Raw genomic sequence first — 24,699 nt, forward strand, 5'->3', positions numbered from 1 at the left:
GCGATCGACATGCACGTGACGCATCTGTCGCTGGCCGACTTCCGCTCCTACGCCCGGGTCGAGGTCCCGCTGGACCCGGGCGTGACGGCCTTCGTCGGCCCCAACGGCCAGGGCAAGACCAACCTCGTCGAGGCGGTCGGCTATCTCGCCACCCTCGGCAGCCATCGCGTCGCCTCCGACGCCCCCCTGGTGCGCATGGGCGCCGACCGGGCGGTGATCCGCGCCCAGGTGAGGCAGGGCGAGCGGCAGCAGCTCATCGAGCTGGAGCTGAACCCCGGCAAGGCCAACCGCGCCCGGATCAACAGGTCGTCGCAGGTCAGACCGCGTGACGTGCTCGGCATCGTGCGGACCGTGCTGTTCGCGCCGGAGGATCTGGCGCTGGTCAAGGGCGATCCCGGTGAGCGGCGCCGGTTCCTGGACGAGCTGATCACCGCGCGCTCCCCGCGCATGGCGGGCGTGCGCTCCGACTACGAGCGGGTGCTCAAGCAGCGCAACACCCTGCTGAAGACGGCCGCGCTCGCCCGCAGGCACGGCGGCCGCTCCATGGACCTGTCCACCCTCGACGTGTGGGACCAGCACCTCGCGCGCGCGGGCGCCGAGCTGCTCGCCCAGCGGCTCGATCTGATCGCGGCGATCCAGCCGCTGGCCGACAAGGCGTACGAGCAGCTGGCGCCGGGCGGCGGCCCGATCGCGCTGGAGTACCGGCCGTCGGCGCAGGGCGAGGCGCACACGCGCGAGGACCTGTACGGCCAGCTGATGGCGGCGCTCACGGACGCCCGCAAGCAGGAGGTCGAGCGGGGCGTCACCCTCGTAGGCCCTCACCGGGACGATCTGGTGCTCAAACTCGGGCAGCTGCCCGCCAAGGGATACGCCTCGCACGGGGAGTCCTGGTCGTACGCGCTGGCGCTGCGGCTCGCCTCCTACGACCTGCTGCGGGCCGAGGGCAACGAGCCGGTGCTGATCCTCGACGACGTGTTCGCCGAGCTGGACGCCCGGCGCCGGGAGCGGCTGGCGGAGCTGGTGGCGCCGGGTGAGCAGGTGCTGGTGACGGCGGCGGTGGACGACGACGTACCGCAGGTGCTGGCCGGGGCGCGGTACGCGGTGTCGGGCGGGACGGTGGAGCGGGTATGACCGCACAGGAGCCGAAGAGGACGCCGGAGCCGTCGGGTGTCGACCTCGCGCGCGTGGCGTTGCGCGCGGCGAAGGAGGCGGCACGCGCGCGGGGCGACGCGGCCCAGCAGAAGAAGCAGGCGCGGCGCGGGGGTGGCCTGCGCTCCGGCGCGCGCGCCGACGGGCGTGATCCGATGGCGCTGGGCGCGGCGATCAACCGGCTGCTCAGCGAGCGCGGCTGGGAGACGCCGGCGGCGGTGGGCGGTGTGATGGGGCGCTGGCCGCAGATCGTCGGGGACGATCTGGCCAAGCACTGTGTGCCGCAGCGGTACGACGAGGACGAGCGGGTGCTGGTCGTGCAGTGCGACTCCACTGCGTGGGCTACGCAGCTTCGGCATCTGGCGCCGGCGTTGGTGGCTCGGCTGAACCAGGATCTGGGGCACGGCGCGGTGCGGATGATCAAGGTGCTCAATCCTGGGGGAGCGTCCCGGCGGTATGGGCCCTTGCGGGCGCCGGGGAGTACGGGGCCCGGCGATACGTACGGGTGAGCGTGTGCCGGGTCGTGTCGTCGGCCGTCCACAGTGCCGTCGTGGTTGATCGCGCCCACGCGGCGGAGCCGCAGATCGATGCAGCCCCGCGCCCCTGGGTACCCCAGTGACCGACTTCACATTGGTGACCCCCGCTCTTCCTCTTCCTTCCCTCGTCGTCCACCCGCACGCGGGTGCGAATCCGTACCTGACCCTGGAGTAGCGAAGGGTTGACGGCCGAAAGCGCTGAGTGGCGCTGTGAGCCTCTTGGAGCCCCCATCCGCATATCGGGAGTCGGGCGAGCCGGGTTCAGGGCGGCACATGAGGACTCAGGTACCGGCAAACCCCCATCAGTGTCAGTGCTACCGGTAGACTGGAAGACAATCCCGCCCCGCGACGCGGGGAGGCCGGGAGAAGCTGAGCAACGCTGATCAAGGCTTACCAACGCAACATGCCGCAGCCGCTCCGGCAAACGCCGACGAGCTCGGCTCGTGCTGTGCCAGAAAGGGCGCTTCGTGGCCGATTCCGGCAACCCCAACGAGAACATTCCGTCCACCGAGGCTCAGGCTGGAGTCGCTGAGGCCTCAGCAGGAGCGTCGTACGACGCCAGTGCCATCACCGTCCTCGAGGGTCTGGACGCGGTCCGCAAGCGGCCGGGCATGTACATCGGCTCGACCGGTGAGCGAGGACTGCACCACCTGGTGTACGAGGTCGTCGACAACTCCGTCGACGAGGCGCTGGCGGGCCACGCGGACACCATCGACGTCACGATCCTCGCCGACGGCGGCGTCCGGGTCGTCGACAACGGCCGCGGCATCCCGGTCGGCATCGTTCCCTCCGAGGGCAAGCCGGCCGTCGAGGTCGTGCTGACGGTGCTGCACGCGGGCGGCAAGTTCGGCGGCGGCGGCTACGCCGTCTCCGGCGGTCTGCACGGCGTCGGCGTCTCCGTGGTGAACGCCCTGTCGACGAAGGTCTCCGTCGAGGTCAGGACCGACGGCCACCGCTGGACGCAGGACTACAAGATGGGCGTGCCGACCGCCCCGCTGGCCCAGCACGAGGCCACCGAGGAGACCGGCACCTCGGTGACGTTCTGGGCCGACCCGGACATCTTCGAGACCACCGAGTACTCCTTCGAGACGCTGTCGCGGCGCTTCCAGGAGATGGCGTTCCTCAACAAGGGCCTGACCATCCGGCTCACCGACGAGCGCGAGTCGGCGAAGGCCACGGCCGGCGCGGACGAGGCGGGCGCGGACGAGAAGGACGAGCCCAAGACCGTCACGTACCACTACGACGGCGGCATCGTCGACTTCGTGAAGTACCTCAACTCCCGCAAGGGAGACATGGTGCACCCCACGGTCATCGACCTGGAGGCGGAGGACAAGGACAAGAGCCTGTCCCTCGAAGTCGCGATGCAGTGGAACAGCGGCTACAGCGAGGGCGTCTACTCCTTCGCGAACATCATCCACACGCACGAGGGCGGCACCCACGAAGAGGGCTTCCGCGCGGCGCTGACCAGCCTGATCAACAAGTACGCGCGCGACAAGAAGCTGCTGCGCGAGAAGGACGACAACCTCACGGGCGACGACATCCGCGAGGGTCTGACGGCGATCATCTCGGTCAAGCTGAGCGAGCCGCAGTTCGAGGGCCAGACCAAGACCAAGCTGGGCAACACCGAGGCGAAGACCTTCGTGCAGAAGGCCGTCTACGAGCACCTCAGCGACTGGCTGGACCGCAACCCGGTCGAGGCCGCGGACATCGTCCGCAAGGGCATCCAGGCGGCCACCGCGCGCGTGGCGGCCCGCAAGGCGCGCGACCTGACCCGCCGCAAGGGCCTGCTGGAGACGGCGTCCCTGCCGGGCAAGCTCTCCGACTGCCAGTCCAACGACCCCACCAAGTGCGAGATCTTCATCGTCGAGGGCGACTCCGCCGGCGGCTCGGCCAAGTCCGGCCGCAACCCCGAGTACCAGGCGATCCTCCCGATCCGCGGCAAGATCCTCAACGTCGAGAAGGCCAGGATCGACAAGATCCTGCAGAACCAGGAGATCCAGGCGCTGATCTCCGCCTTCGGCACGGGTGTGCACGAGGACTTCGACATCGAGAAGCTGCGCTACCACAAGATCATCCTGATGGCGGACGCCGACGTCGACGGCCAGCACATCAACACCCTGCTGCTGACCTTCCTGTTCCGCTTCATGCGGCCGCTGGTCGAGGCCGGGCACGTCTATCTGTCGCGTCCCCCGCTGTACAAGATCAAGTGGGGTCGTGAGGACGTCGAGTACGCCTACTCCGACCGCGAGCGCGACGCCCTGATCGAGATGGGCCGCCAGCGCGGCAAGCGCATCCGCGAGGACTCCATCCAGCGCTTCAAGGGTCTCGGCGAGATGAACGCCGAGGAGCTGCGCGTGACCACCATGGACCAGGAGCACCGGGTCCTCGGCCAGGTCACCCTCGACGACGCCGCCCAGGCCGACGACCTGTTCTCGGTCCTGATGGGCGAGGACGTCGAGGCCCGCCGCCAGTTCATCCAGCGCAACGCCAAGGACGTCCGCTTCCTCGACATCTGAGTCGGTCTCAGCTGACCGCACCAGGAAGGACCCTCACCAGCAATGACCGACGAGAACACTCCTGTGACGCCGGGCGAAGAGGCACTGGCGCTGCGCGTCGAGCCCGTCGGGCTCGAGACCGAGATGCAGCGCTCGTATCTCGACTACGCGATGTCCGTCATCGTCTCCCGCGCGCTGCCGGACGTCCGTGACGGCCTCAAGCCCGTCCACCGCCGCGTCCTGTACGCGATGTACGACGGCGGCTACCGCCCCGAGCGCGGCTTCTACAAGTGCGCGCGCGTGGTTGGCGACGTCATGGGCAACTACCACCCCCACGGCGACTCCTCCATCTACGACGCGCTCGTCCGCCTCGCCCAGCCCTGGGCGATGCGCATGCCGCTCGTCGACTCCAACGGCAACTTCGGCTCGCCGGGCAACGACCCGGCGGCGGCCATGCGCTACACCGAGTGCAAGATGGCGCCGCTGTCGATGGAGATGGTCCGCGACATCGACGAGGAGACCGTCGACTTCACGGACAACTACGACGGCCGCTCCCAGGAGCCGACCGTCCTGCCCTCCCGCTTCCCGAACCTGCTGATCAACGGCTCCGCCGGTATCGCGGTCGGCATGGCGACCAACATCCCGCCGCACAACCTGCGCGAGGTCGCGGCCGGCGCCCAGTGGTACCTGGAGAACCCCGAGGCCAGCCACGAGGAGCTGCTGGACGCGCTGATCGAGCGCATCAAGGGCCCGGACTTCCCGACCGGCGCCCTCGTCGTGGGCCGCAAGGGCATCGAGGAGGCGTACCGCACCGGGCGCGGCTCGATCACCATGCGCGCGGTCGTCGAGGTCGAGGAGATCCAGAACCGCCAGTGCCTGGTGGTCACGGAGCTGCCGTACCAGGTCAACCCCGACAACCTCGCGCAGAAGATCGCCGACCTCGTCAAGGACGGCAAGATCGGCGGCATCGCCGACGTCCGCGACGAGACGTCCTCGCGCACCGGCCAGCGCCTGGTGATCGTCCTGAAGCGGGACGCGGTCGCCAAGGTCGTGCTGAACAACCTCTACAAGCACACCGATCTGCAGACCAACTTCGGCGCCAACATGCTGGCCCTGGTCGACGGCGTGCCGCGCACCCTCTCCCTGGACGCGTTCATCCGTCACTGGGTGCAGCACCAGATCGAGGTCATCGTCCGCCGTACGCGCTTCCGGCTGCGCAAGGCCGAGGAGCGCGCGCACATCCTGCGCGGTCTGCTGAAGGCCCTGGACGCCATCGACGAGGTCATCGCGCTGATCCGGCGCAGCGAGACCGTCGACATCGCGCGCCACGGCCTGATGGACCTGCTGGAGATCGACGAGATCCAGGCCAACGCCATCCTCGAGATGCAGCTGCGCCGCCTCGCCGCCCTGGAGCGCCAGAAGATCGTCCAGGAGCACGACGAGCTCCAGGCGAAGATCAACGAGTACAACGAGATCCTGGCCTCCCCGGTCCGCCAGCGCGGCATCGTCAGCGAGGAGCTGGCGGCGATCGTCGAGAAGTACGGCGACGACCGCAAGACGCAGCTGGTGCCCTACGACGGCGACATGTCCATCGAGGACCTGATCGCCGAGGAGGACATCGTCGTCACCGTCACGCGCGGCGGCTATGTCAAGCGCACCAAGACGGACGACTACCGCGCCCAGAAGCGCGGCGGCAAGGGCGTGCGCGGCGCGAAGCTGAAGGAAGACGACATCGTCGACCACTTCTTCGTCTCCACCACGCACCACTGGCTGCTGTTCTTCACCAACAAGGGCCGCGTCTACCGCGCCAAGGCATACGAGCTGCCCGACGCCGGCCGGGACGCGCGCGGCCAGCACGTCGCCAACCTGCTGGCCTTCCAGCCGGACGAGGCTATCGCCGAGATCCTCGCGATCCGCGACTACGAGGCCGCGCCCTACCTGGTCCTCGCCACCAAGGCGGGCCTGGTGAAGAAGACCCCGCTGAAGGACTACGACTCCCCGCGCTCCGGCGGCGTCATCGCCATCAACCTCCGCGAGCGCGAGGACGGCAGCGACGACGAGCTGATCGGCGCCGAACTGGTCTCCGCCGAGGACGATCTGCTGCTCATCAGCAAGAAGGCGCAGTCGATCCGCTTCACCGCCACGGACGACGCGCTGCGCCCGATGGGCCGCGCCACCTCCGGTGTGAAGGGCATGAGTTTCCGCGAGGGCGACGAGCTGCTCTCGATGAATGTGGTGCGACCCGGTACGTTCGTGTTCACTGCCACCGACGGTGGGTACGCGAAGCGGACCGCTGTCGACGAGTACCGCGTCCAGGGGCGCGGCGGCCTCGGCATCAAGGCCGCCAAGATCGTGGAGGACCGCGGCTCGCTCGTCGGCGCGCTGGTGGTCGAGGAGACCGACGAGATCCTCGCCATCACGCTCGGCGGCGGTGTGATTCGTACGCGAGTCAACGAGGTCAGGGAGACGGGCCGTGACACCATGGGCGTCCAACTGATCAATCTGGGCAAGCGCGATGCCGTGGTCGGCATCGCACGCAACGCCGAGGCAGGGCGCGAGGCGGAGGAGGTCGACGGCGATGTGGCCGTCGACGAGACCGCCGAGGACGCCGTGACCACCGGCACGGACGAGGGTGAGGCGCCCTCGGCCGAGTAGCACGAGGAGTGAGTCATCGTGAGCGGAGCCACGGGCGCCGGATCGTCCGGGACGTCGGCCGGTATCTCGACCGGGACGGACGGCGGCGGCCGTGGCTCCGCCACGAACGCCACCAGCGGTGGGCCCGCTTCTTCCTCCTTCGACACTCATGGATCCCAGGGGGGAACTGTGACGGACACCCAGCAGGCTGCGTCCCCGCTGCCCGGCGAGCGGCAGCCGCAGCAGCCGGCGGGGCCCTACCACCCGCCGCAGGCATACCCGGCCCAGGGCGGGGCGGGCGGCGCCATGCGCAAGCCGCGCACCGGCGCCCGGACCACCCCGAGGGTGCGCAAGGCGCGCCTGAGGGTGGCCAAGGCCGACCCGTGGTCGGTGATGAAGGTCAGCTTCCTGCTGTCCATCGCGCTCGGCATCTGCACCATCGTCGCCGCGGCGGTGCTGTGGATGGTCATGGACGCCATGGGCGTCTTCTCCACGGTCGGCGGCACCATCTCCGAGGCGACCGGCTCGAACGAGTCCAACGGCTTCGACCTGCAGTCGTTCCTGTCGCTGCCCAACGTCCTGATGTTCACGACGATCATCGCGGTCATCGACGTCGTCCTGGCGACGGCGCTGGCCACGCTGGGCGCGTTCATCTACAACCTGTCCGCGGGCTTCGTCGGCGGTGTCGAGCTCACGCTCGCCGAGGACGAGTGAGCGGGTCCCCCGCGGGCCTGCCGAGGACCGATTTTGGGACTGCGCCGGTCGTGCGCTAATCTTCAGGAGTCAGCGCGCGGGACACACACCGCAGAGCGCGGCGGGGCTATAGCTCAGTTGGTTAGAGCGCATCCCTGATAAGGATGAGGCCACAGGTTCAAATCCTGTTAGCCCCACAGCACAAGATCGGGCGTCTCCCTCATGGGAGGCGCCCGATCTGCGTTGGTGCGGCAGGGCGACCGGTCGGCGGTGCGTGGCCCCCCACGCCCGGCACCGGTCCCTCCCCTCGCGGGGACCGGTGCCGGACGGCGGGTTCGTGTCGATCCTGTCGGCGTGGATCGAGCGGCCGGCCGCGGGCCGTTGTCCGGCGCGTGCGCGGCCGCAGCATGATCCTGCCTGCTGAGGCCCCACCGGAGGAGCATCCGGTGTCCGGACCGGGCCTTTACCGCAGGTCAGGTGTATAGAGTGAGTTTTCCGGTCCGGACGTCCAGGTGCGGAGGGAAGCGAGGGTGGACACCTTGAGTACCGACTCAGGGGCACGCACAGCCCTCGCCGAACGCCTCGCCCTGCTGTACCGGGAGGCCGGCAATCCGCCGCTGAAGCGGGTGTCCGAGGCCGTCGCCCGGCTCCAGCGCGTCGACGAACGAGGACGGCCGGTACGGGTCTCCGCGCAGCGCATCAGCGACTGGCGGCGCGCCCGCAACGTACCGGCCCAGTTCGCCGCGCTCGCCGCGGTGCTGCACGTCCTGATACCCCAGGCGCGGCGGCTGAGGCCCACCCCCGTCTCGCCGGGTCTGTACGACCTCGCCCAGTGGCAGCGGCTGTGGGAGAGCGCGGTGGCCGGTCCCGCCGCGCCGGCACAGGAGCCGGAGCAGCCGCAGCCGGTGTCCGGGGTGTGCCCCTACCGGGGGCTCGCCTCCTACCGGCAGCAGGACGCCCGCTGGTTCTTCGGCCGCGAACGCAGCACGGCCGCCCTCGTCGCCCAGCTCGGCGAGGTGGAGGACAGCGGCGGGCTGGTGATGCTGGTCGGCGCCTCCGGTGCGGGCAAGTCCTCGCTGCTGAGCGCCGGCCTGGTGCCCGCCCTGCGCGGGGACGGGGCGCGCACGGTGCTCCAGCTGGTGCCGGGCGCCGATCCGGTCGCCGAGCTGAACCGTCGGGTGCCCGGGCTGTCCGCAGCGGCGGAGCCGGATGCCGCGGACTTCGCGCGCACGGTCCACGAGGCGTTCACCGCCTGGGCCGGGGGAGCGCCGGGCGGGCGGCCGGTGGTCATCGTGGACCAGTTCGAGGAGGCGTTCACGCTCTGCCCCGACGAGCGGGTCCGGCGCACCTTCGTGCGGACGCTGCACGCGGCGGCCTCGCGCGGCCCGTCCGGTGAACCGGCGCCCGTGCTGGTGGTGCTGGGCGTCCGCGCCGACTTCTACGAGCAGTGCCTGGTCCACCCCGAGCTCGCCGACGCGCTCCAGCACCGGCACATGGTGCTCGGGCCGCTGACCAGCGCGGAGCTGCGGGAGGCGGTCGTCGGGCCGGCCAAGGCCGTCGGCCTCGAACTCGAACCCGGCCTCGCCGAGCTGATCGTCCGGGAGGTGAGCGCCGACGGACCGCGCGGCGCCCATGACGCCGGGGTGCTGCCCCTGCTCTCGCACGCCCTGCTCGCCACCTGGCAGCGCCGCAAGGGCGGCCGGCTCACGCTCGCCGGGTACCGCGCGGCCGGCGGCATCCAGGGCGCGGTGGCCGCGACCGCCGAGCGGGCCTGGTCCGGGCTGGACCCGGCGGCCCGCACGGCCGCACGGCTGCTGCTGCTGCGCCTGGTCAGGCTGGGGGAGGACACCCAGGCCACCCGCCGGCGCGGCACCCGGCGGCAGCTGGCCCAGGAGTCGACCGACCCGGACAAGACCGAGGAGTCCCTCGAAGCGCTGGTCCGCGCCCGGCTGGTGACGCTGGACGCCGAGACCGTGGAGATCACCCATGAGGCGCTGCTGCACGCCTGGCCCAGGCTGCGCGACTGGATCGACGAGGACCGCACCGGCAACCTGCTGCGCCAGCGCTTGGAGGAGGACGGCCGGGCCTGGGAGGAGTCCCGCCGCGACAGCGCCCTGCTGTACCGGGGCTCCCGGCTCGAACAGGCGCACGGCTGGGCGAGGTCGTCGGGGGACACGCTGCTGACCCGCAGCGCCGTGGAGTTCCTTCGGGCCTCGGTACGGCTGCGCCGGCGCACGGTGTGGCTGAGCCGGGCCGCGGTGGCGGCGCTGCTGGTGCTGGCGGTGGTGGCCGTCGGCTCGGCGGTGGTGGCGTGGCAGCAGCGGGACGACGCCGTGTTCGCGCATGTGCTGGCCGAGGCGGACCGGGTGCAGTACACCGACCCGTCGCTGTCCGCGCAGCTCGACCTGGTCGCGCACCGGCTGCGCCCCGGCGACGAGGGCACGAACAACCGCCTGGTCTCCATCGTCAACGCCCCCCTGGCCACCCCCCTGGAGGGCCACCGGGGCGCCGTCTACCTGACCAGCTTCCGCCACGACGGGCGGGTCCTGGCCACCGCCAGCTACGACCGCACCGTGCGCCTGTGGGACGTGGCCGACCCCACCCGCCCCGCACCCCTCGGCGAGCCGCTGACCGGGCACACCAGCTGGGTCAGCACGGCCGTCTTCAGCCCCGACGGCACCACCCTGGCCACCGCCTCGGACGACGGCACGATCCGGCTGTGGGACGTCACCCGCCCCGACCGCCCGCGCCCCCTCGGGGGGCCCTTCACCGGCGACGACGGCACCGTCTACCTGCTCGCCTTCAGTCCCGACGGCCGCAGCCTGGCCGCCGCCACGGAAGGCCGCGTGGTGCGGCTGTGGGACCTCACGGACCGGGACCGGCCGCGCCGGCTCGGCGTTTTGACCGGGCACACCGACGCCGTGCGCACCGTCGCCTTCAGCCCCGACGGGCGCACCCTGGCCACCGGCGGCGACGACGACACCGTACGGCTGTGGAGCGCCGCCGACCGGCGCCCGCTCGGCGGGCCGCTGACCGGCCATCACGCCACCGTGCACTCGGTGGCGTTCAGCCCGGACGGCCGCACCCTCGCCTCCGGCAGCTCGGACGACACCGTGCAGCTGTGGGACGTGCGCCGGGCGAAGGCGCTCGGGGCTCCGCTGACCGCGCACACCGGGCCGGTGTGGTCGGTGGCCTTCAGCCCCGACGGGACGATGCTGGCGGCCGGCAGCGCGGACTCCACGGCGAGCCTGTGGAACGTCCGCAACCCGGCCTTCCCCTCCCAGGTCGGCGAGCCGCTGGCGGGCAGCAGCGGGGAGATGTACGCCGTGGGCTTCCACCCCGACGGGCGGACCCTGGCGACGGGCAGCGGGGACAGCAAGGTACGGCTGTGGTCCATCCCGACCTCCGACATGGTGGGCCGGATCGGCGCGTTCCGCCCGGACGGCCGGGTGCTCGCCACGTCCTCGCGCGACGAGCGGGTCCGGCTGTGGGACATACGGCGTCCCGCGCGGCCGGTGCTGCTCGGCAGGCCGTTCCTGCCGGCCGAGGGGGACGCGCAGTCGCTGGCGTTCTCCCCCGACGGCCGCACCCTCGCGGTGGTCACGGGCAGCCGCGCGGTGCAGCTGTGGGACGTCTCCGACCCCGCCCGCCCGGTCCCCCACGGCCGCCCGGTCGCGCTGCGCACCCGGTTCGCCGGACCCAGCACGCTGGCGTTCAGCCCGGACGGCCGCACCCTCGCGACCGCCTACGACGACCGGTCGGTACGGCTGTGGAACGTCACCGACCCGTCCCGCCCCCGCCCCTACGGGCAGCCCCTGGGCGGCCACACCGGCTATGTGAACGCCCTGGTGTTCAGCCCTGACGGACGCACCCTGGCCAGCGGTGGAGCCGACGGCACGATCCGGCTGTGGCGGGTGGCCGACCCGCGCCGCGCCGGGCGCCTCGGCGAGCCGCTGACCGGGCACGCGGGGCCGGTCAACGCGCTGGCCTACAGCCCCGACGGGCGCACGCTGGCCGCCGGCAGCGACGACAACACCGTACGGCTGTGGGACATCGCCGACCCGCTGCGGGCGGCCCCGCTGCCCGCGCTCACCGGGCACACCGAGGCGATCGTCTCCCTGACGTTCAGCCCGGACGGCCACACCCTCGCCTCCGGCGGCAACGACGACACGGTCCGGCTGTGGGACGTGACCGATCCGGGCCGGGCGAGCGCGATCGGGCGGTCCATGAGCCCCAACGCCCGCACCGGCACCTTCCTTTCCTTCAGCCCCGCCAGCCACATGCTCGGCGTCTCCAGCGGCACCGACACGGTGCGGCTGTGGGACCTCGACGTGGACGCGGCCGTGCGGCGCATCTGCGCGGTCACGCGCGGGGTGCTGACACCGGAGAAGTGGGACGAGTATCTGCCGCGGCTGTCGTACTCGGCGCCGTGCGACGAGGAGGAGAGGGACTGAGGGGGAGGGCGTTGCTGGGTGCGGGGTGTGGGGTGCGGCTGGGGCGAGTGGCAGGGTGAGCGGCGGGGTGAGCGGCAGGGTGAGCGGCCCTCTGTCCAGGTGTTGACAGGCTTGTTAGGGTTGTTGTCAGCCCGGTCGCTGGTGCATCCCCCGTCGCCAGCGATCGGGCGCTTTTCGTCTGCGGGCCTGTTCATCTGACGGTGTGCCAGTTACCGTCCGGCCAGTGCTGCCGTGCCTGCGCAGTGCGGTGCCCTGCCTCCCGCCTCCTGCCGAGGGGTGTGCCATGCAGACGTGTCCGTCCAGTCCCCCGCCGCCCGGTGCGCCCCGGTGGGTCGCGATGTTCCACCGGCCGTCCGACGGCTCCTGGAGGGTCGGCGCCGAGTCGCCGCACCGCGGGCCCGTCCTCTATGCCGCGGGTCAGATGGCCCAGACCCTGCGGGCGCGGGGTGCGGCGGCACGGGTGGAGGTGTGGGGGCCGGCGGCGGACGGCGGTGGCTGGCACAGGTTCACGGCGCCCGCTCCGGCCGTGGCGGAGACGCAGGCCGCCGCCGACGCCCCGGCCGCGGAGGGCGGCAAGCTCGCGGAACGGATGGGCGACCGCAGGCAGCAGGTCCTGATGGCCGGGCTCAGCAGGGCCGGCCTGTACGACCTCGGCGCCGAGGACCAGCGGGCCGTGGCGGCGCTCGTGGACCGGCTCGACGAGACCACGCTGCGCCGCGTCGCGCACTGGCTGGCGTCCGCCGGTTCAGCGGGCGGGCCGCTGGGCAGTGACACCTCGTGACCAGCCCAGGCCCTTCCGGACAGGAGCGCGGATGAAGGTGTCCATCGACCAGGAACTCTGTTACGGCTCGGGCGACTGCGTGTACCGGGTGCCGTCCGTCTTCACGGTCGTGGACGGCTTCGGCGCGGTGCTGCCGGGGCGGGAGGACAGCGGGGAGGATCCGTCGGTGCGGGAGGCGGCGGAGAAGTGCCCGTCACAGGCGATACGGATCGAGGGCTGAGGCCGACCTGTCCGGGGCCTCCCGGCCCTGCCGGGTGATCGCCCGGCTCTGTTCGGGGATCTACCGGTCCTGCCCAGGGGGTTCCGGGTGTTCGGGGATCTGCCGGGCCTGTTCGGGGGTCTCCTGGTCCTGGCCAGGGGGTTTTCGGTGTTCGGGGATCTGGCCGGTCCTGTTCGGGGGCTGCCGGTCCTGTTCGGGGGCGTCCCGGTCTGGCCAGGGGGCTCCCGGTGTTCGGGGATCTGCCGGGCCCGTCCGGGTAGCTGCCGGTCCTGCCCAGGGGCCCCGGTACTGTCCGGGATCCCCGGCCCTACGTGGGGATCTCCCAGCGCAGCTCCGCCAGGGCCCGTGCCCTGGCCTCCGCCACGGCCATGCGGGCCGTCCGTTCGGCCGGGTCGACATGTGCCGCCTGGCCGGTCGCCTGGCCGTCCCACTTGCGGTAGAGCAGCCCCGTCTCGGCGGTGAACCACCCCCGGCTCACCGCGTCCAGCGCGAGCAGCAGACCGGTGTCCTCGGAGGCGGGCAGCGCCATCCAGCCGCCGAGGGCGAGCAGCAGCTCACGTCGTACGAAGAGACTGGCCGGGTGGACCGGGGCGCGGAAGTCCCTGGCCTTCCAGGCGGCGAGGACCGTGCCCCGCTCGATCGGTCCGGGCGCCGGATCGCCGGGGAAGCCCACGGTGGAGCCGTCCGGCAGGATGTCCAGCGCCCGCGAGGTCGCCCAGCCGAGGGTGCGGTCCGCCTCCAGGGCGGCCAGATCACGGGCGAGCGCGCCCGGGGTGAGCCGGTCGTCGGCGTCCAGGACCTTCACGTACGCGCCGTCGGCGTACGCCAGCGCGAGCGTGCGCGCGACGCCCGGCCCGCCCGGCCTGCCCTGACGGAACGTCACACGTGAGTCGTCGGGCACACAGGGGGCGACGGCGTCCGTCCTGCCGTCCTCCTGGATCAGCCAGTGCCACTCCCAGCCCGCGGGCAACTCCTGTGCGCACAAAGACGCGTAGGCGTCCCGGAGGAAGGGCGCGGAGGGGGCGTGGACCGCGGTGACGACGGTGATGCGCCGGTGCACGGCCGCATTCACCACCTTTCCAGACGAGTGGTGAACAACAGCTCCGTGCGGTCCGCGGGCAGCACGACGTCGGCGAGGTCCACGACCCGGCCGTGGATGTCGTACGACGTCTTGCGCAGGAGCATCACACAGGCGCCGTCGGGCAGTCGCAGTTCCGTCGCCTCACGCCCGGTCGCCGGGCGGGCGGTCACGCGTTCCTCGACGCGGTCGATCTCGATGCCGACCGTGCGCAGCTGGTGATGGGTACCGCCGGGCCAGGGCTCTCGCGAGGCGTCCAGGAGGGCGGGGTTCGCGGCGATCATGTCGCGCGGCAGATACGAGGTGACGAGGCTCAGCGGCGCGGGCTCGCTCACGCAGCGGGTGCGGTAGGAGCGGCGCAGGAGGGGCGTGCCCGTGGGCACGGCGAAGGTCTCCGCGAGGTCTTGGGGGGCCGGGATCTCGTCGTACTCGGCGTGGAAGACCAGTTCTCCTGAGGCGAGGCCGGTCTCGTGTTCCGTCGCACCGGTGCTCGCCCGCTCGTCGAGGGGCTGCCTGGCGCGGTCCTTTTCCCACTGGTGACGCCGGTTGTCGCGGACCGCTCGGACACGTGCCGGGCGGGCGTCGTGGGAGGTGTCGTGTGAGGTGCTGTGCTGTTCTTCCGGGGTGTCTTCGTATGCCTTGGGCACGTGTGTCCGCCGGGGGTCGTGGGGTTCGTTCGGCCTGATCAGCCTACGGTTCCACGCGGGGACGTGTCGCGGGGGCGCCTCGGTGGCCTGGTGTCGTGCGGTGCGTTACGGCGTGCCGCACAGGGCCGGTGCGTCGGTGCGCCGGTGCCTAGTAGGTGCCCCCGCGGCCGTGGTCGGCGCCGTGGGCCTGGCCGGTGCCGCGGGCGGGGAGGCCGGTGCCGTGGTTCAGGGGGCCGGTGCCGCAGGTGGTGCTGTCCGGCGTGGACTGTGCGGTGCCGGCGGGGGCCGAGAGCTCGGCGTGGGCCGGGGCGGAGGCCGTGGTCTCGGCCGGGCCGGAGGCCGTGGTGTCGGTCGCGGGGGAGGCCGCCGCGTCCTCGGCGTCGATCAGCGGGAGGTGACGGCAGCTCGGGGTCTTGCCGTGGGCCTCGGCGTGGATGCGCTGCTTCATCGTCGGCGGCAGCGACCTGGCGTGCGACCAGGCCCACAACGGCATCGCCGCCGGCATCGCGACCGGAGCGCTGCTGTTGCGGGCGGGCTCGGTCTGCGGTACCGGCGCGGTGGTGGCCGCGGCGGCCGTGGTGGTGACGAGACCGAGCGCCGTGCACAGCGCGAGGAAGGCGGTGACGAAGGCGGTCCACAGCTGCATGACCTTGTTCCGGGCCATGTCCCCTCACTTTCGGGTTGGGCGATTTGCGTACTTTCCTCATGATGTGTATGCGGATCGCGATGTGGTGGACCGACGCCCGGGGTGCGTCGATCTTCTGATGAACACCACTCGGATGGACGTAAGACCTCCCGAAAAGACCGGAGAGAGGCCGAGGAGAGCCGAAATGTCACCGTCTGTGGATGTGTGATCACCCTCAGATCGCAGTGGCGCGCGACCGTCTACTGTCGTGTGGAGGAACGGAGTTGAGGGCCCGCGCAGGTCACCGATCGGTATCGGGCGGTGTGTATAGTCGGGCGCCAGAGGTCCCCTACGTCAAGGAAAGACGAGGTCGCGCGGTGAAGAAGCTTCTCCTGGTCGCACTGGCCGCCATCGGCGGGCTCCTCGTGTACCGCCAGATCCAGGCGGATCGCGCCGAGCAGGATCTGTGGACGGAGGCGACTGACTCCGTGCCCACGGGTTCGTGAGTTCCTGATCCCAGCAGACCCCGGCCGCCCGAGCGGTCGGGGTTTTGTGTGTCCGGGTTTTGTGCGTCCGGGGCGCGCGGCAGGATGGGGCCTCGGCCGACGAGGAGGGGTGGCGCGCGATGGGGCGGCGTACGGCGTGGTGGCCGGCGAGGGGAGAGGGCGGCTTTCCTTCGGGACGCGCGCAGGGACGGCCGGTGGTGCGGGGACGCCTGATCGGCGCCATACTGTGCGGCACCGCCGCGCTCGGCGCGGTGACGGGACCGGCCGCGCACCCGGCGCGGGCCGCCGATCCCGCCGGGGGCTACGCCTTCGCCGAGGGCGCGCCCCGCGTACCGGCGGCGCGGAGCACCACCGACGCCGAGGCCCTGGACCTGGGCCGCACCTACCGCGCCACCCTCCCCTACGGCACGCGGACCTACTACCGCCTCGACCTCGACGCCGCCTCCCACACCTACGTCGCCGCCACCGCCGTACCGCCCGCCGGTGCCGCAGTCTCCGCCCTCGACGGCATCAAGGTGTCCGTGCAGGACGCGGACGGCCACACCTGCCACCAGGACACCGAGAGTTTCGGCGGAGTCCGCAGCGCCCGCCCGATCACCGCGTGGGCCATGCGCGAGCTGTCCTCCCGGCGCACCCGCTGCCAGGAGGCGGGGACGTACTACGTCGTGGTGGAGGCGGGCCGGTCGGGCACGGCCGACGACCCGGACGCCGTCGGGCCGGGCGACTGGGAGCTGGAGCTGGCCACCGTGTCGGAGCCGGGGCTGTCCCGTCGCGGTGCCACCGAGGCGCCCGAGAGCTGGAACTCCGCCCCGCCGGCCGCCCTCACCGGCGATCCGTCGCCCCGTACCGGTGGCGCGGGCTTCACCGACGCCGCCCGTCTGGGCCACGGCGTCTGGGAGGACGAGATCCGGCCGGGGCACACGCTGTTCTACGAGATTCCGCTGGACTGGGACCAGCAGCTGCACGTCACCGCCGAACTGGGCAGCTCACCGGGACGTTCCGGCGCCACCGCCGGGGCGCTGGACATGACCCTGCACAATCCGGCGCGCGGTCCCGTCGAGGACGTCAGCGCCGGCTACTACGGGCGGCAGCAGTCCGCCGAGCTCGATCCGTTGCCGCCGGTCGGCCACGAGAACCGGTTCGCCGTCTCCGACCGGGTCAGCGGCATGCGGTTCGCCGGTTCCTACTATCTGGCCGTCCATCTCGCCGGGCAGGTGGCCGAACGCTTCGGCGACGGCCCCATCGGACTGACCCTGCGTGTCCGTGTCGACGGGGCGGGGGGCTCCGGGCCCGGGTACGCGGGCGAGCCGCTGCCTGCGGGGGTGTTCGACGTGGCCGGGGGGCCGCCGTCGGGGCCGGGTGGTGGCCCTGCGGGCGCCGCGGGCGGGGGGAGTGCCGCGGGGTCCGGGCGGTCCTCGTCCGACGGCACCGCCATGACCGCGCTCGCCGTGGGCGGCATCGGGACCGGCAGCGCGCTGGTGGCGTGGTTGGCGGTGTGGACGGTGCGGGGGCGGCGGCGGGTGGGGTGAAGTGTTGGGTGGCCTGGTGCTGGGTGGGGTGAGGTGCTGGGTGGGGTGGTGCCGGGTGGCGTGGTGCCGGGTGGGACGAGGCCGGGGGTGGGTGGCGCGGGCGGGCGGCCCGCGGCCTCAGATGCGGGTCAGAGCCCAGAACCCCACGGCGTAGCAGGCCAGCGCGAGCAGCAGGACCGGGACGGCCACCTTGGCGGGCGGGCCGGGGCGCCGTCGGCGACGGTGGTTGCGCCGGGCCTCGGCGCGGGGCGGGGGCTGCGGAAATTGCTGCGCCGGGGTGGGAACCCGGCGGTCCCGAGCGGTGTACGAAGCAGTAGAGGCATCGATACGCGGCTGGGGGGAGAACGGGGCATGGGTGGGTTCGTAGGGCGCCGGCGCGGGGCGTGGCGGCGGTGGGACCAGGGGCGGCTGGGGGTACTGGTCCTCGCCGTGTGCTGGTTGGTGGTGCGCGGGAGCCGGTGCGGCGGGCTGAGGGGGCGATTGCGGCTGGGAAGCGGTCACCGGGGGCGGCAGATGGAAGCTGCCCGTGTCGGACATGGAGACCTGCGGGGCGGGCGACGGCGAGCCGCTCCCCTGACGGGGATCACGCCCTACGGAGCTCGAGCCGCCCCCCGTGGCACCCGCATCCGACCTCGCACGCGCGGACGGCACGTCACCGGACGACGTCTCACCGGACGACGTCCCACTGGCCGCCGGGTCCACGCCGGGCGCCCGTTTCAGGGGCCCCGACGGCCCGAACCCCTCCGGAAGCGGCCCCAGTTGGTCGAAGATCTCGATCAGCTCGTCGTCGGGACCCGGCTCCGGCAGCAGCTCGGCCGCGCAGGCGAGGGCCTTGCGCGCCCCCGTGGCCGTGCGGAAACGGGCCTCGGGATCCGGTTGCAGCAGGCTCGCCACGACCTGCCAGAGCGGGTCGGGTATGCCCTTGGGCGCACCGGGTGTGCCGTGCGCCGCGAAGTGCTCGACGAGCGCCTTGGCGTCCGGCTTGGCGCCCTCCAGCAGATACAGCGCCACCAGCCCGACGGCGAACAGGTCGGCGGGGAAGTCCGGTTCCGAGCCGAGCAGTTGCTCGGGCGCGAGATAACCGGGCGTGCCCACCACGAGGTTGGTCTCGGTCAGGCGCGGTTCACCCAGGCGCATGGCGATGCCGAAGTCGGACAGCCGCAGCCGGGGGCGGGCGGTGCCGGTGGCCTCCAGCAGCAGGTTGGCGGGCTTGATGTCGCGGTGCACCACACCCTCGGCGTGCACGGCGGCCAGGCCGGACAGCAGCTGGTCGAGGAGGGTGACGACGAAGGAGGGCGGCAGAGGGCCGTAGTCGCCGACGAGGTGGACCAGTGAGCCGCCCGCCACGAGGTCCATGGTGAACAGGACCTGGTCGTCGTCGGCGGCCCAGCTGGCGGGGGCGAGGACATGGGGGTGATCGATCCGCAGCGCCTGCTCGCGGACGAAGCGCAGCAGTGAATGCGCGTCGCGCTGCTGGAGCACCTTGGCCGCGACATAGCGCCGCCTGCGGTGGTCCCAGGCACGCCACACGGCGCCGACGCCGCCGCGTCCGATCGGGTCGACCAGTTCGTACCGGCCGGCGAAGACCTCACCCATCGCTGTGCGCTGCTCCTCCCCCTGCGGCCGACGCCTGCGGTGACCCTTGAGTCCCGCGCTCCCCTTTACTCCCCCCGCAATCCGCCGGTACTCCACCGAGCCGGTTCCAGGAGCACGGACCGGGCGTCGAGCAGCCTCGGCACGCGCCCTGCCCCGTGCCCCGTCCCTGCCCCGTGCCCCGTCCCTGCCCCGTGACCCGTACCTGCCCCGTGCCCCCGTCCTGCCTGGGTCCCGTCGCCCTTCCCGTTGCCAGGCCCCCCGCGCTCGCACCGGTCCTCGGCGTTCCCGCGCTCGCACCGGCCCTCGGCGTTCCCGCCCTCGCACGGCTCGGCGCTCCCGCCCTCGCGCGGCCCTCGCGCCCGCGCTCCCCCGGCTCGCCCCCTCAGACCGGCGGCGAGGCGACCCCCCGCCCCGCCGTCGGCCGTCGGCCGGCCGCCGAACCCCCTCAGCGTGCCGGCCGGGCGGTCAGTTCTGGTGGGCCTGGTAGTGGGCGACGGCGTCGGAGGTGCGGCCGGCGCCGTAGACCCGGAGGAACTCGGCGAGTTCGGGATGGGTGGGAGCGAGGGAGTCGGCGGCGTCGATGATGTCACCGGCGGCGGCCACGGAACGCAGCAGCGACTGGATCTCGCGGACGACCCGCTTGACCGTGGGGGCACCCGAAGTGCTCGACGTCTGCGTGACGTTGCTCAGCATGGAGCCCCCCTGCGACTTCTTGATCTCGTCCATGCGCTCGGTGGCCTCGGCTGCGCTCACGCTGCCGTCGGCGACCTGTGCGGCCAGCTCCTGGAGCAGCTGCACACGCTGGACCACGGCAGGGTTGCCGATCTTCGCCCGCTGACCGCTCATCAGCTGCGACAGCATCGGTGCCGACAGTCCCAGTACCCCCGCGAGACGAGCCTGGTTGAGGCCGAGGTCGTCTATGAGCTTACGGAAGAGCGCCCCCAACGGCTCCCCGTACCAGTTCCGCTGCAGTTCCCGCGCTCTCGCGGTGGCTTCCTGCTGTGCGGCGTCCATTGCGTCTCCCCATCGCTTCCCCATGAAACCGCGGTTCGCTGTAGCGAACCACGCCGAGCATCTTACGGAGAGTGGTCGGTCACAGGGAGCCCCAATCTTTTTGCGAGATCCCCGGGGTGACCCGGTACTCTGGTCTGCGGCGCCTGCCGGTACGAGGTACTTCCGGCGGGACGCTTGTCACGGGGCCTTAGCTCAGTTGGTAGAGCGCCGTCTTTGCATGGCGGATGTCAGGGGTTCGACTCCCCTAGGCTCCACAAGGAAGAACGCTCCGACCTGCGGAAACGCGGTTCGGAGCGTTCTTTTTTCCTCGTGGTCCGTCAGCGGGGGCCCGGCGGTCGGCAGGGCCGAGGGCCTCGCAGCTCAGGCCCCGTGCGGTGGGGGCGCCGTGGCGTGTGGGGCCGTCTCCCGCCAGGACGTACTGCGTGGTGGTCAGGGCGGTCGGGCCCATCGGACCGCGGGCGTGGAGCCGCTGGGTGGAGATGCCCGGCTCGGACGACGGCGGCGGCGACGGCCGGTACGGCTCTTCGAGCCTGCGGGGGACACGGCACAGGGCACCGCCGATCCCGGCCGCCGACCGACACGCGAACGGCTCGTCAGGAAGGCCGAGTTCACGGCAGAGGCCGAGAGCGACCATGCGCTGCGCGCGACGCAACCGGGCCGCGGAGCGCCCGGTCACGGCTCGGCTCGGCTCGGGCGGCTGACGGCCGTACGGACATGCCGGTGGGGCGGCCGGCCCAGTGCCGGCCGCCCCACGGGCAGGTGAGGGAAGGGGGACGAACCGCTCAGCGCAGGTCGTCGGGGTTCGCCTCGTCCTCCGCCTCCTTGGCCTGCACCTCGGGGTCGAGGTCGCCGCTGCCGTCCACCGCGGTGAGCGGGGACGCCTCGGGGACCTCGGTCGCGGCGGGCGGCTCGACCAGCCAGTCGGGGTTGGCCTGCTTGTCCCACCACTTCCACGCGGCGAAGGCACCGCCGGCCAGCAGGCCGGCGACCCCCAGGAACTTCAGGGCCCGGCCGGTGCGGGCGCGGCGCGCGTTGCGGCGGGCCAGCCTGCGGATGTCCTCCGCGGTGACCTGCCCGCGCAGCGCCGCCAGCGCGGCCGCACCCCGCGCCGCGGCCTCGTCCTTCGCGGGCCCGGCCACCGCGACGGCCTGCTCGATCTTCGGCCGGGAGTACTCGGCGGCCTGCCGCGCGGCGACACGCGTCCGCGCCGCGGCCTCTTGGGCGGCCTGGTCGACCTTGGGCGGCACATGCGCGCGCGCCTCGGCCAGCCGCGGCGCGACATGGGACGCGTACTGCACACGTGCCTGCCCGGCGGCCTGGGAGACCTTGGGCGCGAGCTTCGCACGCGCCTCGAGCGCGTAGTGAGCGGCCCTCTCCTTGGCCGTGTCGGCGTAGGGCGCCACCACGTCCGCGGCGTGCAGCACGCTGTCCTTCGCCGAGCCGGTCGCGGCGCGCACGCTGTCGATGCGGGTCACGGGATCCTCCTCCTCGGTGGCGTACGGTATTTCGACTTTCCACCCTTTTACGGATCATGCCTGCCGGAGCACTCCGCGGCATGTGTGGGCGGGCATATGGGTTCCGATAGGCGTCATCACATGCCATAGCGGACGAACTGGCGGCAATGCGAGCTTGTCGTCGACAATGCCACGGATCGCCGCTCCCCGCTGGAGAACACCCGTGCCGGACGACGCACACCGGCGCTCGTGCGAGGATCGGGGGGTCACGGAAAGACAACGGAAGGCAGATCGTGGCCGAGCAGCTCTACGCCACCCTGAAGACCACCCACGGCGACATCGAGATCCGGCTCCTGCCGGACCACGCTCCGAAGACGGTCCGCAACTTCGTCGAGCTCGCCCAGGGCGAGCGGGAGTGGACCCACCCGGCCACCGGAGAGAAGTCCACCAAGAAGCTCTACGACGGCACGATCTTCCACCGCGTCATCAGCGGCTTCATGATCCAGGGCGGCGACCCGCTGGGCACCGGCATCGGTGGCCCCGGCTACGAGTTCGAGGACGAGTTCCACCCGGACCTCGCCTTCAACAAGCCGTACCTGCTGGCCATGGCCAACGCCGGCCCGGGCACCAACGGCTCGCAGTTCTTCATCACCGTCTCCCCGACGGCCTGGCTGAACCGCAAGCACACCATCTTCGGCGAGGTCACCGACCCGGCCAGCCAGAAGGTCGTCGACGCCATCGCCGCCGTCCCGACCACGCGGCCCAACGACCGCCCGGTCAACGACGTCGTCATCGAGTCGGTCGTCATCGACAAGCGCTGACCGGCCTCTTCCCCGGAGGAACCAGGGAATCGAGGGAACCAATCGCCCCGCTCGTCCGTAGGGATGAGCGGGGCCTGGTGTCCCCGACCAGGTGTGACGACGACGAGGTGAACCCATGGAGCAGGTGCCGGACGCCCAGCCGGTCCCGGTGTGCTACCGCCATCCGGAGCGGGAGACCGGCGTGCGCTGCACCCGCTGCGACCGCCCCATCTGCCCCGACTGCATGATCAGCGCCTCCGTGGGCTTCCAGTGCCCCGAGTGCGTCCGCGGCGCCGGCTCCGCGAGCTCGGCCCGCGCCACCGCGCCCCGCACCATCGCGGGCGCCACCGTCGTCGGCGACACCCGGCTGATCACCAAGATCCTGATCGGGATCAACCTCGCGGTGTTCCTCGCCGGCCGGGCCCGGCCCGAGCTCATCCAGGATCTGTGGCTGATCGGTGCCTGGCCGCCCGCCCCCTTCCCGGCCACCCAGGGCGTCGCGGACGGCGAGTGGTACCGGCTGCTGACCTCGGCGTTCACCCACGAGGAGTTCGTCCACATCGGCTTCAACCTGCTGAACCTGTGGCTGATCGGCGGCCATGTGGAGGCGGCGCTGGGCCGGGCGCGCTATCTCACCCTCTGTCTGCTCTCCGGCGTCGCGGGCAGCACCGTCGCCTATCTGCTGGAGCCCCCGACCACCGCCACGCTGGGCGCCTCGGGTGTCGTCTTCGGCCTGTTCGGCGCCTTCGCCGTGCTGGTGCGCCGGCAGCGGTACGACATGCGGCCGGTGATGCTGATGCTGGCGATCAGCCTGCTCTTCACCTTCAGCCCCGGCTCCGGCGTCTCCTGGCAGGCCCACCTCGGCGGCCTGGTCGCCGGTACCGCCATCGCCTACGCGATGGTCCACGCCCCGCGGGAGCGGCGGGCGCTGGTGCAGTACGGGACCTGTGCGCTGGTGTTCGCGGTGATCCTGATCGCCACCCTGTTGAGAACCGCCCAGCTCACCTGAGCGCTCTGTTGTCCACAGCCTGTCGCCGCTCTTGTGCACAGTGTGCGCGAACAACTGTGCCCCCTGTCACCGTCCCGCGTTTCCGCAGGTCAGGCAGGGGGCGAACAGGTTTTCGAGCCACGGATGGACGCCGGTAGTTCCGTCACACCGGCGTCAACCCCGGAGAGGTTATCCACAGATCGTCGTTTCTTTTCCCCAACATGTGGAAAGCTCGGCTCAGTCTGTGGATAACTCAGTGGATAGCCCTGGGCAGAGCTGTGGTCAGCTCTGGGCCACCGCTACTTCCACTGCGTGGAGACGCCGAATCCGGCCGCGATGAAGCCGAAGCCGACCACGATGTTCCAGTTGCCGAGGCTGTCGATCGGCAGCGAACCGTCGGTCACGTAGAAGACGACGATCCAGGCCAGGCCGATGAGGAACATGGCCAGCATGACGGGCGCGACCCAGGCGCGGTTGGTGAGCTTGATGGCCTGCGCCTGCTTCGAGGGCGGCGGCGTGTAGTCGGCCTTCTTGCGGATACGTGACTTCGGCACGAGGGTCTCTCCTGTCGATGCGCTGCGTGGCCGCGCAGGGAACTGGGTCGGGCTCGGGGCAACGTCCAGGGGACGTAAGGGGACTCTGAATGCTCCCCCGGGCGTCCGTTAGCGTAGTGCTTCCGCGGCGCCGAAGGAGATAAGGGTACGTTGAGCAATTCTGCCGACTCCCCCCAGGCGGGATCCAGTGTCGACCGCAGGGGACGTTTCCGTCCCGTGCGGGTGCTCACGGTGGCCGTCTTCGCCCTCGCGGGCCTCCTTTTCTTCACCAGTTTCAACACGGCCAAGGGCACCAATATCCGGACGGACGCGTCCTTGCTCAAGCTTTCCGACCTGATCCAGGAGCGGAGCCGCAAGAACGGCGAACTGGACGAGTCCAACGCGGCCCTGCGTGAACAGGTGGAGTCCCTCGCCGACCGCGACGACGGCAGCACCGCCGCCGAGGACGCCCGGCTCGCCGCCCTGGAGAAGAACGCGGGCACCCAGAAGCTCAAGGGCGAGGCCATCACGGTCACCCTCAACGACGCCCCGCCGGACGCCACCGCCAAGCTGCCCGGCTACCCCGAGCCGCAGCCCGACTACCTGGTCATCCACCAGCAGGACCTCCAGGCCGTGGTGAACGCCCTGTGGCAGGGCGGCGCCAAGGGCATCAAGGTCATGGACCAGCGGCTGATCTCCACCAGCGCCGTGCGCTGCGTGGGCAACACCCTGATCCTCCAGGGCCGCGTCTACTCACCGCCGTACAAGATCACGGCTGTGGGTGACCCGGAGAAGCTCCAGAAGGCGCTCAGCGCCAGCCCGGCCATCCAGAACTACCTGGTGTACGTCAAGGTCTACGGCCTCGGCTGGAAAGTGGAGGAGAACGGGACGGTGACTCTGCCGGGCTACTCGGGCACAGTGGATCTGCACTACGCCAAGCCCGTGGAGTAGCTCCCCGCTGGAGGCG

Annotated in this window: 20 protein-coding genes and 2 tRNA genes; 15 read left to right on the top strand and 7 right to left on the bottom strand. The window is 71.8% G+C overall.

Annotation, left to right across the window (positions count from 1 at the left end):
• Positions 1-9: 9 nt before the first annotated feature.
• The 9 genes from recF (at position 10) to ACSU6M_RS17165 (ending at position 12,962) form a co-directional block, all read left to right on the top strand.
• Positions 10-1,131 carry a DNA replication/repair protein RecF gene (recF, locus tag ACSU6M_RS17125; RefSeq protein WP_437070590.1) on the top strand — a complete coding sequence of 374 codons (1,122 nt, stop codon included), beginning with the start codon at positions 10-12 and terminating at the stop codon, positions 1,129-1,131.
• Positions 1,128-1,658, top strand: a complete 531-nt coding sequence (locus tag ACSU6M_RS17130; protein ID WP_437070591.1) for a DUF721 domain-containing protein — start codon at positions 1,128-1,130, stop codon at positions 1,656-1,658. The genes recF and ACSU6M_RS17130 overlap by 4 nt, the downstream gene beginning before the upstream one ends.
• Positions 1,659-2,128: 470 nt before the next feature.
• Positions 2,129-4,201 (top strand): DNA topoisomerase (ATP-hydrolyzing) subunit B, encoded by a 2,073-nt coding sequence (gene gyrB, locus ACSU6M_RS17135; RefSeq protein WP_437070592.1) that lies wholly within the window; start codon positions 2,129-2,131, stop codon positions 4,199-4,201.
• Between the two features lie 42 nt (positions 4,202-4,243).
• Entirely contained in the window at positions 4,244-6,835 is a 2,592-nt protein-coding gene (gyrA, locus tag ACSU6M_RS17140; protein ID WP_437070593.1) for a DNA gyrase subunit A, read from the top strand.
• A gap of 18 nt (positions 6,836-6,853) precedes the next feature.
• Positions 6,854-7,528, top strand: coding sequence for a DUF3566 domain-containing protein (locus ACSU6M_RS17145; protein ID WP_437070594.1), 675 nt, complete (start codon positions 6,854-6,856; stop codon positions 7,526-7,528).
• 102 nt (positions 7,529-7,630) lie between these two features.
• Positions 7,631-7,704: transfer RNA gene (locus ACSU6M_RS17150), tRNA-Ile, on the top strand.
• A 333-nt stretch (positions 7,705-8,037) separates the two neighbouring features.
• On the top strand, positions 8,038-11,961 hold the full coding sequence (locus tag ACSU6M_RS17155) for an nSTAND1 domain-containing NTPase (protein WP_437070595.1): 3,924 nt from the start codon (positions 8,038-8,040) through the stop codon (positions 11,959-11,961).
• 283 nt (positions 11,962-12,244) lie between these two features.
• Positions 12,245-12,742, top strand: a complete 498-nt coding sequence (locus tag ACSU6M_RS17160) for a hypothetical protein (RefSeq protein ID WP_437070596.1) — start codon at positions 12,245-12,247, stop codon at positions 12,740-12,742.
• Positions 12,743-12,773: 31 nt separating this feature from the next.
• Positions 12,774-12,962, top strand: coding sequence for a ferredoxin (locus tag ACSU6M_RS17165; protein ID WP_437070598.1), 189 nt, complete (start codon positions 12,774-12,776; stop codon positions 12,960-12,962).
• A 307-nt stretch (positions 12,963-13,269) separates the two neighbouring features.
• Here the strand turns inward: ACSU6M_RS17165 and ACSU6M_RS17170 are convergent, their stop codons facing one another.
• The 3 genes from ACSU6M_RS17170 to ACSU6M_RS17180 form a co-directional block, all read right to left on the bottom strand.
• Entirely contained in the window at positions 13,270-14,022 is a 753-nt protein-coding gene (locus tag ACSU6M_RS17170) for a glycosyltransferase family 2 protein (RefSeq protein ID WP_437070599.1), read from the bottom strand.
• A gap of 8 nt (positions 14,023-14,030) precedes the next feature.
• Positions 14,031-14,687, bottom strand: a complete 657-nt coding sequence (locus ACSU6M_RS17175; protein WP_437070600.1) for a UTRA domain-containing protein — start codon at positions 14,685-14,687, stop codon at positions 14,031-14,033.
• Between the two features lie 148 nt (positions 14,688-14,835).
• Positions 14,836-15,351, bottom strand: a complete 516-nt coding sequence (locus ACSU6M_RS17180) for a DUF6344 domain-containing protein (RefSeq protein ID WP_437070601.1) — start codon at positions 15,349-15,351, stop codon at positions 14,836-14,838.
• Positions 15,352-15,689: 338 nt separating this feature from the next.
• Here ACSU6M_RS17180 and ACSU6M_RS17185 point away from each other — a divergent pair, with 338 nt between their 5' ends.
• Entirely contained in the window at positions 15,690-15,818 is a 129-nt protein-coding gene (locus tag ACSU6M_RS17185) for a DLW-39 family protein (RefSeq protein WP_003999697.1), read from the top strand.
• A gap of 194 nt (positions 15,819-16,012) precedes the next feature.
• On the top strand, positions 16,013-17,347 hold the full coding sequence (locus ACSU6M_RS17190; protein WP_437070602.1) for a hypothetical protein: 1,335 nt from the start codon (positions 16,013-16,015) through the stop codon (positions 17,345-17,347).
• Between the two features lie 117 nt (positions 17,348-17,464).
• Here ACSU6M_RS17190 and ACSU6M_RS17195 read toward each other — a convergent pair whose 3' ends face one another.
• Both ACSU6M_RS17195 and ACSU6M_RS17200 read right to left on the bottom strand, forming a co-directional pair.
• On the bottom strand, positions 17,465-18,943 hold the full coding sequence (locus ACSU6M_RS17195) for a serine/threonine-protein kinase (RefSeq protein ID WP_437070603.1): 1,479 nt from the start codon (positions 18,941-18,943) through the stop codon (positions 17,465-17,467).
• A 465-nt stretch (positions 18,944-19,408) separates the two neighbouring features.
• A complete protein-coding gene (locus ACSU6M_RS17200; RefSeq protein WP_437070604.1) occupies positions 19,409-19,957 on the bottom strand; it encodes a helix-turn-helix domain-containing protein in 549 nt (182 codons plus the stop codon).
• A gap of 181 nt (positions 19,958-20,138) precedes the next feature.
• On the opposite strand from ACSU6M_RS17200, the gene ACSU6M_RS17205 reads away from it, so the two are divergent.
• A tRNA-Ala gene (locus tag ACSU6M_RS17205) sits at positions 20,139-20,211 on the top strand.
• A 528-nt stretch (positions 20,212-20,739) separates the two neighbouring features.
• Here ACSU6M_RS17205 and ACSU6M_RS17210 read toward each other — a convergent pair.
• Complete coding sequence (locus tag ACSU6M_RS17210) at positions 20,740-21,432, bottom strand: DUF5324 family protein (RefSeq protein WP_437070605.1); 693 nt, start codon at positions 21,430-21,432, stop codon at positions 20,740-20,742.
• Positions 21,433-21,704: 272 nt separating this feature from the next.
• Between ACSU6M_RS17210 and ACSU6M_RS17215 the strand changes: the two genes are divergently transcribed.
• Positions 21,705-22,232: a peptidylprolyl isomerase gene (locus tag ACSU6M_RS17215; protein WP_437070606.1), complete on the top strand. Its 528-nt coding sequence runs from the start codon at positions 21,705-21,707 to the stop codon at positions 22,230-22,232.
• Positions 22,233-22,347: 115 nt separating this feature from the next.
• Positions 22,348-23,220, top strand: a complete 873-nt coding sequence (locus ACSU6M_RS17220) for a rhomboid family intramembrane serine protease (protein WP_437070607.1) — start codon at positions 22,348-22,350, stop codon at positions 23,218-23,220.
• Between the two features lie 278 nt (positions 23,221-23,498).
• On the opposite strand, the gene crgA is transcribed toward ACSU6M_RS17220, so the two are convergent.
• Positions 23,499-23,753: a cell division protein CrgA gene (gene crgA, locus ACSU6M_RS17225; RefSeq protein WP_437070609.1), complete on the bottom strand. Its 255-nt coding sequence runs from the start codon at positions 23,751-23,753 to the stop codon at positions 23,499-23,501.
• 150 nt (positions 23,754-23,903) lie between these two features.
• On the opposite strand from crgA, the gene ACSU6M_RS17230 reads away from it, so the two are divergent.
• Positions 23,904-24,683 (top strand): DUF881 domain-containing protein, encoded by a 780-nt coding sequence (locus ACSU6M_RS17230; protein WP_437070610.1) that lies wholly within the window; start codon positions 23,904-23,906, stop codon positions 24,681-24,683.
• Positions 24,684-24,699 lie beyond the last annotated feature (16 nt).

It is taken from the genome of Streptomyces sp. enrichment culture, from assembly GCF_964272895.1.
GTDB lineage: Bacteria > Actinomycetota > Actinomycetes > Streptomycetales > Streptomycetaceae > Streptomyces.

Excerpts from the sequence above, each read along its gene's own strand:
- recF (WP_437070590.1), top strand. The coding sequence starts at position 10 with ATGCACGTGACGCATCTGTCGCTGGCCGACTTCCGCTCCTACGCCCGG.
- ACSU6M_RS17130 (WP_437070591.1), top strand. The coding sequence starts at position 1,128 with ATGACCGCACAGGAGCCGAAGAGGACGCCGGAGCCGTCGGGTGTCGAC.
- gyrA (WP_437070593.1), top strand. The coding sequence starts at position 4,244 with ATGACCGACGAGAACACTCCTGTGACGCCGGGCGAAGAGGCACTGGCG.
- ACSU6M_RS17160 (WP_437070596.1), top strand. The coding sequence starts at position 12,245 with ATGCAGACGTGTCCGTCCAGTCCCCCGCCGCCCGGTGCGCCCCGGTGG.
- ACSU6M_RS17165 (WP_437070598.1), top strand. The coding sequence starts at position 12,774 with ATGAAGGTGTCCATCGACCAGGAACTCTGTTACGGCTCGGGCGACTGC.
- ACSU6M_RS17180 (WP_437070601.1), bottom strand. The coding sequence starts at position 15,351 with ATGGCCCGGAACAAGGTCATGCAGCTGTGGACCGCCTTCGTCACCGCC.
- ACSU6M_RS17195 (WP_437070603.1), bottom strand. The coding sequence starts at position 18,943 with ATGGGTGAGGTCTTCGCCGGCCGGTACGAACTGGTCGACCCGATCGGA.
- ACSU6M_RS17200 (WP_437070604.1), bottom strand. The coding sequence starts at position 19,957 with ATGGACGCCGCACAGCAGGAAGCCACCGCGAGAGCGCGGGAACTGCAG.
- ACSU6M_RS17220 (WP_437070607.1), top strand. The coding sequence starts at position 22,348 with ATGGAGCAGGTGCCGGACGCCCAGCCGGTCCCGGTGTGCTACCGCCAT.